Annotated in this window: 17 protein-coding genes; 13 read left to right on the forward strand and 4 right to left on the reverse strand. The window is 65.1% G+C overall.

All coding sequences use genetic code 11. The features are described from left to right. The first annotated feature begins 15 nt into the window (after positions 1–15). Genes QM797_RS23450 through QM797_RS23460 form a run of 3 tightly spaced genes read left to right on the forward strand, consistent with a single transcriptional unit; the run spans position 16 to position 2,459 of the window. A complete protein-coding gene (locus tag QM797_RS23450) occupies positions 16–1,134 on the forward strand; it encodes an 8-amino-7-oxononanoate synthase (RefSeq protein ID WP_283278062.1) in 1,119 nt (372 codons plus the stop codon). Beyond that, positions 1,131–1,820 carry a dethiobiotin synthase gene (gene bioD, locus QM797_RS23455; RefSeq protein WP_283278063.1) on the forward strand — a complete coding sequence of 230 codons (690 nt, stop codon included), beginning with the start codon at positions 1,131–1,133 and terminating at the stop codon, positions 1,818–1,820. Before QM797_RS23450 ends, bioD begins: the two co-directional genes overlap by 4 nt. Before the next feature lie 54 nt (positions 1,821–1,874). Further along, positions 1,875–2,459, forward strand: a complete 585-nt coding sequence (locus tag QM797_RS23460) for a hypothetical protein (protein WP_283278064.1) — start codon at positions 1,875–1,877, stop codon at positions 2,457–2,459. Here QM797_RS23460 and QM797_RS23465 read toward each other — a convergent pair. After that, complete coding sequence (locus tag QM797_RS23465; RefSeq protein WP_283278065.1) at positions 2,456–2,989, reverse strand: pyridoxamine 5'-phosphate oxidase family protein; 534 nt, start codon at positions 2,987–2,989, stop codon at positions 2,456–2,458. The two genes, QM797_RS23460 and QM797_RS23465, sit on opposite strands and share 4 nt — an antisense overlap. Before the next feature lie 76 nt (positions 2,990–3,065). On the opposite strand from QM797_RS23465, the gene QM797_RS23470 reads away from it, so the two are divergent. From QM797_RS23470 to QM797_RS23505, 8 genes are all read left to right on the forward strand, one after another. Then, a complete protein-coding gene (locus QM797_RS23470) occupies positions 3,066–3,500 on the forward strand; it encodes a DUF1707 SHOCT-like domain-containing protein (RefSeq protein ID WP_283278066.1) in 435 nt (144 codons plus the stop codon). 69 nt (positions 3,501–3,569) lie between these two features. Further along, positions 3,570–4,889, forward strand: coding sequence for a glutamate-1-semialdehyde 2,1-aminomutase (gene hemL, locus QM797_RS23475; RefSeq protein ID WP_283278067.1), 1,320 nt, complete (start codon positions 3,570–3,572; stop codon positions 4,887–4,889). A gap of 51 nt (positions 4,890–4,940) precedes the next feature. Further along, on the forward strand, positions 4,941–5,603 hold the full coding sequence (locus tag QM797_RS23480) for a histidine phosphatase family protein (RefSeq protein WP_283278068.1): 663 nt from the start codon (positions 4,941–4,943) through the stop codon (positions 5,601–5,603). After that, the gene (locus QM797_RS23485; RefSeq protein ID WP_283278069.1) at positions 5,596–6,186 is read left to right on the forward strand and encodes a TlpA disulfide reductase family protein; all 591 of its coding nucleotides are present in this window, start codon (positions 5,596–5,598) and stop codon (positions 6,184–6,186) included. The genes QM797_RS23480 and QM797_RS23485 overlap by 8 nt, the downstream gene beginning before the upstream one ends. After that, positions 6,183–7,001: a cytochrome c biogenesis CcdA family protein gene (locus tag QM797_RS23490; RefSeq protein WP_283278070.1), complete on the forward strand. Its 819-nt coding sequence runs from the start codon at positions 6,183–6,185 to the stop codon at positions 6,999–7,001. The genes QM797_RS23485 and QM797_RS23490 overlap by 4 nt, the downstream gene beginning before the upstream one ends. Then, on the forward strand, positions 6,998–8,617 hold the full coding sequence (gene resB / locus QM797_RS23495) for a cytochrome c biogenesis protein ResB (RefSeq protein ID WP_283278071.1): 1,620 nt from the start codon (positions 6,998–7,000) through the stop codon (positions 8,615–8,617). Before QM797_RS23490 ends, resB begins: the two co-directional genes overlap by 4 nt. A 3-nt stretch (positions 8,618–8,620) precedes the next feature. Next, a complete protein-coding gene (gene ccsB / locus QM797_RS23500; protein WP_283278072.1) occupies positions 8,621–9,586 on the forward strand; it encodes a c-type cytochrome biogenesis protein CcsB in 966 nt (321 codons plus the stop codon). Positions 9,587–10,242: 656 nt separating this feature from the next. After that, the gene (locus QM797_RS23505) at positions 10,243–11,550 is read left to right on the forward strand and encodes a MinD/ParA family ATP-binding protein (protein ID WP_502942388.1); all 1,308 of its coding nucleotides are present in this window, start codon (positions 10,243–10,245) and stop codon (positions 11,548–11,550) included. A 14-nt stretch (positions 11,551–11,564) separates the two neighbouring features. On the opposite strand, the gene QM797_RS23510 is transcribed toward QM797_RS23505, so the two are convergent. Together QM797_RS23510 and QM797_RS23515 are read right to left on the reverse strand one after the other, a co-directional pair. Next, on the reverse strand, positions 11,565–11,762 hold the full coding sequence (locus tag QM797_RS23510; protein WP_283278073.1) for a hypothetical protein: 198 nt from the start codon (positions 11,760–11,762) through the stop codon (positions 11,565–11,567). Between the two features lie 132 nt (positions 11,763–11,894). Beyond that, a complete protein-coding gene (locus tag QM797_RS23515; protein WP_037187021.1) occupies positions 11,895–12,110 on the reverse strand; it encodes a BldC family transcriptional regulator in 216 nt (71 codons plus the stop codon). A gap of 168 nt (positions 12,111–12,278) precedes the next feature. Here QM797_RS23515 and QM797_RS23520 point away from each other — a divergent pair, with 168 nt between their 5' ends. Then, positions 12,279–12,662: a DUF4229 domain-containing protein gene (locus QM797_RS23520; RefSeq protein WP_283278074.1), complete on the forward strand. Its 384-nt coding sequence runs from the start codon at positions 12,279–12,281 to the stop codon at positions 12,660–12,662. After that, positions 12,659–13,741 (forward strand): L-cysteine desulfhydrase Cds1, encoded by a 1,083-nt coding sequence (gene cds1 / locus QM797_RS23525; RefSeq protein ID WP_283278075.1) that lies wholly within the window; start codon positions 12,659–12,661, stop codon positions 13,739–13,741. The genes QM797_RS23520 and cds1 overlap by 4 nt, the downstream gene beginning before the upstream one ends. 18 nt (positions 13,742–13,759) lie before the next feature. On the opposite strand, the gene QM797_RS23530 is transcribed toward cds1, so the two are convergent. Continuing rightward, positions 13,760–14,071 (reverse strand): hypothetical protein, encoded by a 312-nt coding sequence (locus QM797_RS23530; RefSeq protein WP_283278076.1) that lies wholly within the window; start codon positions 14,069–14,071, stop codon positions 13,760–13,762. Positions 14,072–14,073 lie beyond the last annotated feature (2 nt).

Below are 14,073 nucleotides of genomic sequence, written 5' to 3' on the forward strand. Positions count from 1 at the left end.
AAGTATGGTGCTGCCATGACCGCACTGGAGTGGCTCGACGCCGCCGCGCGCGACCGACGCGAGGCCGGACTCGAGCGCGTCGTCATTGCCCGCACAGCCGGGGACACGGTTCTGGATCTGGCGTCGAACGACTACCTCGGCCTGGCCCGACATCCGGCCGTCGTCGACGGGGCCTGCGCTGCCGTGCGCCGATGGGGCGGCGGATCCACCGGATCGCGGCTCGTCACCGGCACGACGACGGCACACGAGCGACTGGAGGAGGAACTAGCCGATTTTGTCGGGGCCCAGTCCGGGCTGGTGTTCTCCTCCGGCTACACCGCCAATCTCGGGATCGTGACGGCACTGGCGGGCCGAGACGCGCTGGTTATCTCCGACGCCGCGTCGCACGCATCGCTTATCGACGCCTGCCGCCTGTCGCGGGCACGGGTGGCCATCGCTCGGCACTGCGATCCCGAGCACGTCGACGAGCTGTTGCGTGAGCGTCCCGAACAGCGGGCCCTCGTGGTCACCGACTCGGTGTTCAGCGCCGACGGCGATCTCGCGCCACTGGCCGAGCTGTACGCGGTGTGTCGGAGACGGAACGCGGTGCTCGTCGTCGACGAAGCGCACGGATTGGGCGTACGTGGGGACGGCGGCCGGGGAGCCGTCCACGACGCCGGACTGGCTGGTGCGCCCGATCTGGTGATCACCGCGACGTTGTCCAAGGCACTCGGGTCGCAGGGTGGCGTCGTACTCGGCCCGGCAGCGGTTCGCACGCAGGTGCTGCACGGTGCGCGGACCTTCGTCTTCGACACCGGGCTCGCCCCGGCGTCGGTGGGCGCAGCATCGGCCGCGCTGACCGTCCTGCGTGGCGAACCCGACCGGGTGCATTCGATCGGCGTGCGAGCAACGCAACTGGCCGCCGCATCGGGCGTCGAACCGACGAAATCGGCGGTGGTTCCGGTGGTCCTGGGCGACGCGCAGCGTGCGGTACGCGCGGCGGAGGACTGCCTCGAGCTCGGCGTCCGCGTCGGATGCTTCCGGCCACCGTCGGTTCCGGCCGACGGGTCTCGACTCCGACTGACCGCGCGCGCCGATCTCACCGATTCCGATGTCGACCGTGCCGCGTCGGTCCTCGCGAAGGTTCTGTGGTGACGGTTCTACTCGTGACGGGAACGTCGACCGGCGTCGGCAAGACCGTGATCACCGCTGCACTCGCGGCTGCAGCACAGGCAGGTGGACGGTCCGTGGCGGTGTGCAAACCGGCGCAGACCGGAATCGGTGACGATTGCACGGACGAGTCGGATATCGATGTGGTGGAACGTCTTTCGGGGGTTCGCGGAATCGAGCTGGCGCGGTACCCCGAGCCGCTTGCGCCCGATGTCGCGGCCCGCCGATCGGGTCGGCCGATGCTCGAACTCGACGCCGTCGTCGACGCGGTTCTCGTACTCGACGAGACCCACGACCTCGTTCTGGTCGAGGGCGCGGGCGGAGTAGCGGTGCGCCTGGGTGCCGGAGGGTTCACCGCGCTCGATATCGCCGGTGCCGTCGGCTCATCGGTTCTGGTCGTGGCAGGGGCAGAGCTGGGGACGCTCAATCACAGCGCGCTGACCGTCGCAGCTGTGCGTGCAGCGGGCGTGACGTGTTCCGGCCTGGTCATCGGGTCGTGGCCGACCGAACCGAGTCTGGCGGCGCGGGTCAACCTGGAGGAGTTGCCGCTCGCGACGGGCGTCGAGCTGATCGCGTGCGTGCCCGGCGGTGCAGGCGCGTTGGACGAGAATGAATTCCTTGCGCTCGCCCGCACGACGCTCGGCGAGTTTACTGATTCGTTACTCGGGTAACCGACAGGGAACGTCTGCCGCTTCGGCATTCGAAACAGATCGGGAGTTCCAATTATGAGTACCGCAGTGTGGATCATCGTTGCAGTAGTCGTCGTAGTGTTGGTCGTTGCCGTCGCCCTGGTCGTGGCGCGCAAAGGCAAGGAGCGAAAGAGGCTGGAAGCGAACGATATTCGCGAGAAGGCAGCCGATCAAGCGGCCATCGTCGAGGAGCGTGAGCTGCTGGCTCGCGAAAGTGAGGCCAAAGCGCGTCGGGCGCAGGCCGAGGCCGACGTCAAAGCCGCCGAGGCGGAGAAACTTGCGCAGCAGGCGCAGTCTCATCAGGGTGTCGCCGCGTCGTCCCGCGACGAGGTCGACTCGGAGTTCGAGCGCGCGAATCGGATCGACCCGGACGTGAAGAACGACCGGAACATGACACACGACCGCAACGTGCGAGATGACCGGAATGTCGCAGGCGACCGTGACGTCGTGGGCGACCGCAATGCGACGGGCGATCGGAACGTCGTGAGCCGCAATGCAACAGATGACCGGGACATCGCCGGCGACCGCAGTGTGGCGAACGACCGCAACGTCGCAGGCCACCGGAACGTCCTAGGCGATCCGGACGTGCCCCCGACAGCACCCCGGCACCAGCAGAACTAGTTCGTCGACGTCTGAGGTAGTTCGAGTTCGACGACCTCGTGTTCGCCGAGGTTCGGCCGCTCGTTGGTGATCTTGGCCTTGGCGTAGGCCATCAGATTCGAGACCTTCGATCCGGGGGTCGACCAGTACTCCGCACCTTCGGCGGCCACGTGTATCAGTGCCACCTCCCGGGAATCGGGGTTCTTCTCGAACCACGTGGCCGCCCGGGTGTTCCACAGTTCCTCGGCCTTCGTCCGGTTCTCGACGACGGCCGCGGTGCCGGACAGGGACACCCAGCCTTCGCCGGACTGAAACGAGACGTTGACCGTTGGATTCGCCGCGATGTCGGCCACCTTGCGGGAGTCGCGTGCGGCGAAGAACCACAGGTCGCCGTCGAACTCGGCTTCCTGCAGCGCCATCGGGCGCGAGATGAGGTGGCCGTCTCGGCCGACTGTGGTGAACATGCAGAGTCCGGCTTCGGACATCAATTCAGCGACCTTGGTGACGCCGTCCGCGGAGTTGTCGGTGTTCGTTCTATCGGTGTTCGTCATCGAAACCAACTACCCGGTGTGCAGCTCACTCAACCGTTAAGGTGATAAAACGGACACGGGTACCGGGAGGCTGCGCATGGGGAAGAATCTCGACAAGAACAATCGGCTCGACCTGCGCGTGAGCAACGACGAACGTGAGGTCGTCGTGAACACACTCGGCCTGGCCATGAGCGAGGGCCGCTTGACGTTGGTCGAGTACGAACAACGCCTCGACACGGTATGGGCGTCGACCACTCGCGGTGACTTGGCCGAGGTCGTTCGCGACTTGCCGGCCGCAGAGAAATCGACAGCGGTCGATGTCGCTCACACGAGGAGCGAGTGGCGCGAGTATCTGGACGAGTGGCGCTGGTGGTTCGGCGGTGCCGTCGTCATGAACGGAATCTGGGCCGTTCAGTGGATCTCCGACGGCGAGCCGACCTCTTACTGGCCTCTGTGGCCCCTCGGCATCTGGGGCATCATCCTGATCGCGATGGTGTTCATGCCCGATGACAAGAAAACCGACAAGGACTGAGGCTGTCGGGCGAGCGCATTATTACGCCCTGTAGTTGGTGATTTCGCCGAACCTGGGACACTGGAAGTCGTGACTGTTTCTCTCGGCGACGACGCCCCCGTATCGGCCCAACTTTTCGCTCGCGCGAGCACGGTGATTCCCGGTGGCGTCAACTCGCCGGTGCGGGCCTTCGCATCTGTCGGCGGGACCCCACGGTTCATCACGCAGGCCAGCGGATACACGATGATCGACGCCGACGGGAAGTCCTACGTCGACCTCATCTCGTCCTGGGGCCCGATGATCCACGGGCACGCTCACCCGGCCATCGTCGAAGCCGTCCAGAAGGCCGCGGCAACCGGCCTGTCGTTCGGCGCACCCACCGAGCGTGAAATCGAACTCGCCGAAGAAATTGTCCGTCGAGTCGGCCCCGTCGACCAGGTTCGCCTTGTGAATTCGGGCACAGAGGCCACCATGAGCGCGGTGCGTCTGGCTCGCGGATTCACCGGCCGCACCAAGATCCTGAAGTTCTCCGGCTGCTACCACGGCCACGTCGATGCGCTGCTCGCCGACGCAGGTTCAGGTCTGGCCACCTTCGGACTCCCGACATCTCCGGGAGTCACCGGTGCTCAGGCGTCGGACACCATCGTCGTTCCCTACAACGACCTCGCCGCTGTTTCCGCCGCGTTCGAGGCCAACTCCGGCCAGATCGCCTGCATCATCACCGAGGCCGCCGCAGGCAACATGGGCGCGATCGCCCCGGTCACCGGCTTCAACGAGGGACTGCGCCGTCTTGCGACCGAGCACGGCGCGCTGCTGATCATGGATGAGGTGATGACCGGGTTCCGCGTCAGCGCCGCCGGTTGGTACGGCATCGACGGTGTCGCAGGCGACCTGTACACCTTCGGCAAGGTCATGTCCGGTGGACTGCCCGCTGCCGCATTCGGTGGCCGAGCAGACATCATGGCCTACCTCGCGCCGGCCGGGCCGGTGTACCAGGCGGGCACGCTCAGCGGTAACCCCGTGGCCGTCGCAGCCGGTCTGATGAGCCTGCAACTGGCCGACGCAGCCGTCTACGAGAAGTTGCAGGCAAACTCGCAACGGCTCGGAACGTTGCTCGGCGATGCCCTCACCGCCGAAGGCGTCACCCATCAGGTGCAGTTCGCGGGCAGTATGGTGAGTGTGTTCTTCGCCGATGGACCCGTCACCGATTACGCGCAGGCCAAAGCCGCGCAGACATGGCGATACCCGGCGTTCTTCCACGCTTTCCTCTCGCGCGGTGTCTATCCGCCGCCGAGCGCATTCGAGGCCTGGTTCGTCTCCGCAGCCCTCGACGACGACGCGTTCTCGATCATCGCCGACGCGGCCCCGGCCGCCGCGAAGGCCGCCGCAGCTGCTGCAGCACCACTGTGATGTCTACACAGAAGTGATCACCATCCGACTAACGAGAAACAGGACCCCGACGTGACCGAGGCCCCCGCAACACATCCGCACTCGACGACGCGCACGATCGTGCACGTCCTCCGGCACGGCGAGGTGCACAACCCCAAGGGCATCCTCTACGGACGGCTGCCGGGCTTCAAGCTGTCGGTGACAGGCCAGTCGCAGGCCAAGTCGGTGGCGGATGCGCTCGCCGGTCACGACATCACTCACGTCGTCGCATCTCCGCTCCTGCGTGCTCAGGAGACCGCGGCTCCCATCGCAGCCGCGCACGGACTGACGATCGTCGAAGACGAGAACCTGATCGAAGCGGGAAACGAGTTCGAGGGACTGCGCGTGGCAGTGGGCGACGGCGCACTGCGGCGGCCACGACACTGGTGGAAATTGCGCGATCCGTTCACCCCGTCCTGGGGCGAGCCGTACCTGCAGATTGCGCACCGCATGCTCGCCGCCGTCAACGCTGCCCGCGTCGCGGCCGTCGGACACGAGGCCGTCTGCGTCAGCCACCAACTCCCGGTGTGGACGCTTCGCCGCTTCCTGCAGGGCGACCGGCTCTGGCACGACCCGCGCAATCGCCAGTGCGGACTCGCGTCGCTGACGTCGCTGGTCTACGAGGGCGATCAGCTCGTCGACCTCGTCTACTCCGAGCCAGCGGGAGCGTCCGACCCGAGGATCTCCGGTGCGTAGGTTTCTGCTCGCCGTTGCCGCTGTGGCCCTCGTTGCCGGTTGTTCGACCGGCACCGACGCGGTTGCTCAGGGCGGTACCTTCCAGTTCGTCTCGCCGGGCGGCAAGACCGACATCTTCTACGATCCGCCGTCCGACCGCGGTGCCCTCGGCGAACTGTCCGGGCCCGACCTGATGACCGAGGGCAGGACGACCTCGCTGTCGGATTACGACGGTGACGTCGTCGTACTCAACGTCTGGGGGCAGTGGTGCGGTCCGTGCCGCGGTGAAGCCGACGATCTCGAGAAGGTCTACGAGGCCACCAAGTCCTCTGGCGTCGAATTTCTCGGGATCAACGTGCGCGACGAATCACAAACCGCCGCACAGGACTTCGTCGTCAGCAACAACGTCACCTACTCCTCGATCTACGACCCGCCGATGCGCACCCTGACCGCGCTCGGCGGCGTTCCCACCTCCGTCATTCCGACGACCATCGTGCTCGACCGACAGCACCGCGTCGCCGCAGTATTCCTGCGTGAACTGCTCGCCGAGGATCTGCAGCCCGTCGTCGAACGGATAGCAGCCGAGGAGCCAGTGCAGCCGTGAACGTGACATTTCTGGCCGGGATAGGCGCGAGTTTTCAGGAAGCTGCGGCCTCAGGGCCGCTGTTCCTGGCCCTCGGAGCCTGCGTCCTGGCCGGGCTCGTCTCTTTCGCCTCGCCGTGCGTCGTACCGCTGGTGCCGGGTTATCTGTCGTATCTCGCCGGCGTCGTCGGAGCGGACGCTCCGGCCGTCAGCGCCGACGAGGCCGCCGTCAAGACCAAGGTGCGCAGCGGTCGAGTGCGCGTGGCCGGGGCAGCGGGCCTGTTCGTACTCGGCTTCACCGTGGTGTTCGTTCTTGCGACCGCATCGGTGTTCGGGGCGATTTCGGTGCTGGCGATCAACCGTGAGCTGCTCATGCGCATCGGCGGCGTCGTCACCATCGCCATGGGTCTGGTGTTCGTCGGACTTATCCCTGCTTTGCAGCGTGATGTGCGCTTCGAGCCGAAGCAGATCGGTTCACTGGCCGGAGCTCCGTTGCTCGGCGGCGTGTTTGCACTCGGGTGGACCCCGTGCCTCGGGCCCACACTCGCAGGCGTCATCTCGCTCGCCGCAGGCACCGACGGTGCGACGGCAGCGCGCGGCGTCACCCTCATCGTGGCCTACTGCCTCGGTCTGGGATTGCCGTTCGTGATCCTCGCGTTCGGTTCGGTCAGCGCGCTGCGAGGCGTCGGCTGGCTGCGTACACACGCACGACAGATACAGGTGTTCGGCGGAATCATGTTGATAGCGGTAGGAATTGCACTGGTCACCGGTGCCTGGGATCAGTTCGTCGGTTGGGTACGCGACGCCTTCGTCTCCGATGTGGTGTTGCCGATATGACCGCTGATACCGAAGAGCGCACCGAGGCGTCGCCACCCCACAAGCAGTCGGTGCTGGGCGGGGGAGTGGCCCTGATTCGCAACACCTGGCGCGGGCTGACCAGCATGCGAACCGCGCTGGTGCTGCTGTTCCTGCTGGCATTCGCCGCGGTGCCCGGTGCCCTGGTGCCGCAACGCAGCCTCAACGCGGGCAAGGTCGACGAGTACATCGCCAACCGTCCGACCCTCGGCCCGATCATGGACAAGTTCGAGCTGTTCGACGTGTTCGGCAGCTTCTGGTTCACCGCGATCTACGCACTGTTGTTCGTCTCGTTGATCGGCTGCATCCTGCCGCGCTGCATCGAGCACGCAAAGCAGTTGCGTACAAAGCCTGTTCGCGCGCCCCGCAATCTCTCGCGGCTGCCGCACCACAGTCGGTACGACATCGACGGAACCCCCGAGGACATTGCCGGAGAGGTGCGTGCTCAGCTTCGCGGTTGGCGCGTGGCCCAGCGATCCGAGGACAACGGGACGGTGACGCTCTCGGCCGAGAAGGGGTACGTCCGTGAACTCGGCAACCTCGTGTTCCACCTCTCCCTCGTCGGGCTGTTGGCCGCGATCGCCATGGGCAAACTGCTCGGCTACGAGGGCAACCGCATCGTGATCGCCGACGACGGCCCCGGGTTCTGCACCTCGACCCCCGCGAACTACGACTCGTTCCGCGCAGGCAATCTCGTCGACGGCACCGACCTCGAGCCACTGTGCGTGCGCGTCAAGGACTTTCAGGCCGACTACCTCGACAACGGCCAGGCCGAGATGTTCACTTCCAACATCGAATACCAGGCCGGCGACGACCTGACGAACAACGTGTGGCGCGACGATCAGCTGAAGGTAAACGATCCGCTTCGCGTCGCGGGAGACCGCGTCTACCTGCAAGGCCACGGCTACGCACCGACCTTCACCGTGACGTTCCCGAACGGTGAGACCCGCACCGACACCATTCAGTGGCAACCGACGGACGCGACGACCTTCCTCTCCAGCGGAGTGCTGCGCGTCGACCCGCCCGGTGGGTTGTACCCCGACCCGTTGGACCGTCGGAAGAATCAGATTGCGATCGAAGGACTGTTCGCGCCGACTGCGTCGTTGCAGGGGGCCCTGCTGTCGTCGAGCTTCCCTGCGATGAACGATCCCGCCGTCGCCATCGACATCTACAAGGGCGACACCGGACTGGACACCGGGCTGCCGCAGTCCATCTTCTCGCTCGATCAGGAAATGGTGGCTCAGGGCAGGCTCGTCAAGCAGGACCGCGTCAACCTGAAGCCGGGTGAATCGGCGACGCTGAGCGACGGCACCATCGTCACGTTCGACGGGGCCGAGGAATTCGTCAACCTCCAGGTCTCGCACGATCCCGCCCAGACCTGGGTACTGATATTCGCGATCACCATGATGGGCGGGCTGCTGGTCTCACTGGTGATCAAGCGTCGCAGAATCTGGGTCCGACTCACCGCCGAGGGTGAGTCACGACGTACTGTAGTAGAACTCGGCGGACTTGCACGCACCGATCAGGCGGGGTGGGGCGAAGAGTTCGACCGCCTGTGCACCCGCCTGCTCGGCGACACCTCGAAACAGGAGAACTGACCGATGCCGATCAACGAGACACTCTCGCAGTACAGCGACTGGTCGTTCGAATCAGCGTTCACCATCTACGTGCTCGCATTCGTCCTACTCATCGCCCAGTACGCCTCCGCCAAGGCGACCGCCGCGCAGGCGAAAGAACTCGTCGGTGCCGGTGCGCCGGTGGCCCAGTCCCGACCGGGACTGGTTGTCGAAGCCCCGAAACGACCGCTCTCCGACCGCCTCGCAAGCATGGGTTTCGCGCTGCTCGCGCCGGCCCTCGCACTGCACGTCCTCGCGGTGGTGCTGCGCGGATTCGCCACGCACCGTTTCCCGCTCGGCAACATGTACGAGTTCGTCACCATGGCGACCGCGGCCGCGGCCCTGACCTCGGTCATCGCCCTGCGTAAGAAGACGATGCGTCCGATGCTCGTGTTCGTGCTCGCACCGATCATCGTGCTGATGTTCTTCGCCGCCACCAAGCTCTACGCCGACGCCGCCCCGGTCGTCCCGGCACTGCGCTCGTACTGGCTGCCCATCCACGTCACCATCGTCAGCGTCGGCAGCGGCATCCTTCTGGTCTCCGGTGTGGCAAGCCTGCTGTTCCTGCTGCGCATCAAGCAGCCCCTCGGCGAGGAAAGCGTCGGGTTTTGGGGCAAATTCGCGTCCAAGCTGCCCGACGCCCAGGCCCTCGACCGACTCGCATACAAGACGACCATCGTCGCCTTCCCGCTCTTCGGTGCAGGCGTCATCCTCGGTGCGATCTGGGCCGAGGCCGCATGGGGACGCTTCTGGGGCTGGGACCCCAAAGAAACGATGTCGTTCATAACCTGGATCATCTACGCCGCCTACCTGCACGCCCGCGCCACCTCCGGCTGGCGCAACACCCGCGCCGCGTGGATCAACGTCGCCGGATTCACCGCCATGCTGTTCAACCTCTTCATCATCAACATGGTGGTCTCGGGACTGCACAGCTATGCGGGCCTGAACTAGCAGTCGGCCGCTGCGCAGGCCGCTCAGCTGGTAGCGTCCGATCCGGCTCGATGGGGGAGACATCCGAGCCGGATCGAAGGATGTAGGACGCGAACTGGGGGGAATCGGTCATGGCCGATCGGCACGAGAACAACTGGCAACCTGTCCGACCATTGGACGACGACCTGCCGGACGACCGAGCTCCGGAGCCGGCGGTGAACCCCGAATCGAGAACCGACTCGCCCGCGGCCGCCGTCGAAACCACATCCGGATCCGACGCGAAGCCCGCGGTTCGACGGGAACCGTTCCGCTCGACCCCCATCACCATGCCGCCCGAGAGCGCGGACAACCCACCGGTAGCGCCACACGAGGCCAAGCCCACGCCTATTCCGCCGCCGGTCACCGCGGAATCTGCGGTTGTGTCGAAAGATGCTTCCGAGCAGACCGAAATCGGTAAAGAAGCCGAGAGCGGGATAAACACTGGGGCCGACGGACCTGATGCGGCTGTGGGTTCTGTTGAAGCGGTGGTGCTGGGCGAAGAGGTGGACAAAACCACCGCGAGCGGGACATGGACAAACCAGCCCAAGACTCCCGTAGCTTTCCCTGAGCAGGCGACTCCTGCGGTGCAGAGTGCCGTGGCTCCAGCGCCCGAGGCGAAGCCGATCCAGAATCCGCCTATGCCGCCGGTGCCATCAGGGCCACCGCCACCTCAGCAGTGGATGCCACAGAATTATGGAGCGCCGCAGAACAATTGGGTGCCGCAGAACAATTGGGCTCCGCCGAACAACTGGGCTCCGCACCAGGGCCCGGGCGGGCCGCAGGGGCAGGTGGTGCCTCACGGCCAGGGTGGGTCGCAGGGTGAATGGAGTCCACAGAATCAGTGGCCAGCTCAGGCCGGTCAGTGGCCACAACTTCCGCAACCGCAACGCATCGCACCGCTCCATCCCCAGCAGCAGCACGGCGATGTCGACGCGCCGCTTCTGATTCCCCACACAGCGGCGATCGGTCAGAGTCTCTCGGGTGATCGGCCCATTCTGCAGCCGGTCTCCTCGCGCGATCTCGGCAACTCGTTGCTCGTTCGATCGGCGAATGTGCCACCGGTTTCCGGATGGCGTCGGGCGCTGTATGTAATGTCCGGCGGCCGAATCGATGTTGGTAACAGCGCCGCCCAGCAGCGCCGGCTCGAGCTGACCGCACAGGTGGATCGGACGCTCGTGGGGTGCTATCGCGTCGCGGTGCTCTCACTGAAGGGCGGAGTCGGCAAGACGACGACCACCGCGACGCTGGGGTCGACGTTCGCCGACATCCGAGGTGATCGAGTGATCGCGATCGATGCGAACCCCGACCGCGGAACACTGGGGCAGAAGGTTCCTTGCGAAACGACTGCAACCGTTCGAAACTTGTTGCGTGACATAGATTCTCTGGATCGCTACAGCGATGTCCGTGCCTACACGTCGCAGAATGCCAACCGCTTGGAGGTGTTGGCGTCCGACTCGGATCCGGCAGCGTCGGAGGCGTTCAGCGGCGAAGACTACGACCGCGCGGTCGACATGTTGGAGAAGTTCTACAGCATCGTGATCACGGATTGTGGAACCGGTTTGATGCATTCGGCCATGGAAAGCATCCTCGAAGGCACCGATACTCTCGTGGTCGTCAGCTCGGCGTCGGTGGACGGTGCACGGAGCGCCTCGGCGACGTTGGACTGGCTCGATGCTCACGGGTATCGCGCATTGGTGGCCACGTCGGTGGCCGTGGTCAACGGCGTTCGGCCCAGAGCGGGAAAAGTAGACTTACAGAAGGTCATCGAGCACTTCGAGCAGCGCTGCGCTCATGTACGGACGATTCCGTTCGACCCGCATCTCGAGGAGGGCGCAGAGATCGAGCTGGATCGTCTCCGTGGACGCACCCGCACCGCGCTGCTGGAAGTGGCGGCAGCGGTAGCGGCCGGATTTCCGGACTCGCCCACCGCTTCTCGCCCCGATTGAAAGCTGCCGAACCCCTACTCGGTCGGTTCGGTGCCGGCCTCGGTTCCGTCTTTCCCACCGCGGCGAGCTTCACGATTGATTCGCCACAGAAAATCGGGATCGTCATCCGGTCCGACTGTGCGGGTCGGTGCAGCACCTGCGCTCGGCCCGAAAGCCTTCCAGAACAGAACCACCACTGCCACCAAGCCGATCAACGCCAATATATAAATCACGACGCACCTCCTACTACGAGGGTAGCCGCGATGCAACAACCTCCGCACCCGTCGAGCGTCGAAGATTCCTGAGAATGTTCGATGAGTTCGTACGGGTGCGGATTCTGCGCGTACTTGGGTACCGCGTCCGAATCAGTGGTGTGCGCCGGCTTCGGTCGTCAGCGAGGTCAGCAACTGCATTACCTCGGTCTCACGGAATCGACGGTGTCCACCGGGAGTGCGGAGCGATCCGAGGCGTCCGGCGTGTGCCCAGCGAGTCACAGTCTTGGGGTCGACGTGAAAAAGCGCGGCTACCTGACCCGGCGTGAGCAGTGAGTCCTGAGCCTTGTGGAATGTGGGTGCGCTCATCTGTCGTGTCCTCCTACGATGCGGTTCGGTGCATTTGCGTCGAACCGGAGATATCGGTCTGCTGCGTTCGGAACCCATGGTTGCACTCGAACCCCTAGGTACTCGACTGATACAAGGTTGGTAAAGGGGAGGTAATGGACAAATCGGTCACTGCGGGGGCGGGTCGGAATGCCCGGCGAGCCCGGTAACCTGGAAGGCGTGAGTGAAGCGACGAATGCCGACAGCAGCAAACCGACCAGCGGAAATGCCGTGCCAGGTAGGTCGGCCAAGAAGTCCCTCGCCGTGAACCTCGGCGTCTACACCTTCGCGCGACTGGCCCTCGTCATCCTGATCGCTGCGGTCATCGTCGGAGTCGGTTTACTGTTCGGTGTCGAGGTTCCGGTACTCGTCGCCGCGATTTTCGCAGTGCTGATCTCGTTGCCGTTGTCGCTGCTCCTGTTCAAGAAGATGCGGATCCGCGTCAACGAATCCATCGCAGCAGTCGACGAGGACCGGCGCACCGCGCGTGCGGACCTGCAGTTGAAACTGCGCGGTGAAGACGGCAAGAAATGACTGCATCGGTCGATCGCTCGGGATCACGAACCTGGGTCGACAATGCCGTCCGGCTGATCGAGGCCGATTCCCAACGCAGCGCCGACACGCACCTGTTGCGGTACCCGCTCCCCGCAGCGTGGGGGATTTCTCTATACCTCAAAGACGAGTCCACGCACATCACCGGCAGCTTGAAGCATCGGCTGGCTCGGTCACTGTTCCTCTATGCGATCTGCAACGGGTGGGTCACCGAGCGTACGACGGTGATCGAGGCTTCGTCGGGCTCCACCGCCGTCAGTGAGGCGTACTTCGCTCGACTGCTGGGCCTGAAGTTCGTCGCAGTGATGCCGCGGAGCACCAGCCCGTCCAAGGTCGCGCTCATTGAGTCTCATGGTGGGAGTTGCCATTTCGTCGATCGGCCGGGTGAGATGTACACCGAGGCGCACAGGCTCGCAGCAGCACCCGACTCCCACTACATGGACCAGTTCACCCATGCCGAGCGAGCTACCGATTGGCGCGGTAACAACAACATCGCCGAGTCGATCTTCGACCAACTCCGGCTCGAGGAATGCCCCATTCCCGACTGGGTGGTGGTGGGCGCAGGGACCGGTGGAACCAGCGCCACGATCGGTCGTTACATCCGATATCGCAGGCACGCAACGCAACTGGCCGTGGTGGACCCAGAGAACTCGGCGTTCATCGGTGGCTACGAGACCGGCGACGCAGGATTCGAGACCGGCTTGTCCTCCCGCATCGAGGGGATCGGGCGACCGCGCGTCGAGCCGTCGTTCGTCGGCCAGGTGATAGACCGAATGATCGCTGTTCCCGATGCCGCGTCCGTCGCTGCCGCGAGATTCACCTCGGAGGCCATCGGAAAGCGGGTGGGCGGATCGACGGGCACCAACATCTGGGGAGCCTTCGGATTGATCGCGGAGATGATCGCCGCAGGCCGACGCGGCAGCGTGGTGACATTGCTGTGTGACGGTGGAGATCGGTACTCGCAGACGTACTTCGACGACACCTGGGTCGCGGACCAGGGCATGAATCTCGACGAACCGACCGCCGCTCTCGGAGAGTTCATTCGTACCGGGGCGTTCTGACCGGGCCCGTGAGCCGACCTACCTGCTCACGACCAACGAGGCCACCGCAGTTGCTGCAGCGACCGTGCCGACCGCCGGCCACGCACCGATCTTCTTCGCAAGCGGGTGCGATGCGCCGAACGCGACCAGGTAGGTCCCGAGCAGTGCGCCGGCGCGAGCCGAGCCCGAGGATTTCTGCCACTGCGCTGTGCACGCAACGCCGACTGCCGCAAGAACTGCTCCGCCGAGTTGTCGATTGCCCGATTGTCGGGCAACAGCGAAGCCGCCGAGCAAGCCACCGGCGGCCAGGGCGGAGGTGGTGATCGAGCGTCGAGCATCGTGGCCAGGCATGT

Source organism: Rhodococcus sp. IEGM 1381 (assembly GCF_030056795.1).
GTDB lineage: Bacteria > Actinomycetota > Actinomycetes > Mycobacteriales > Mycobacteriaceae > Rhodococcoides.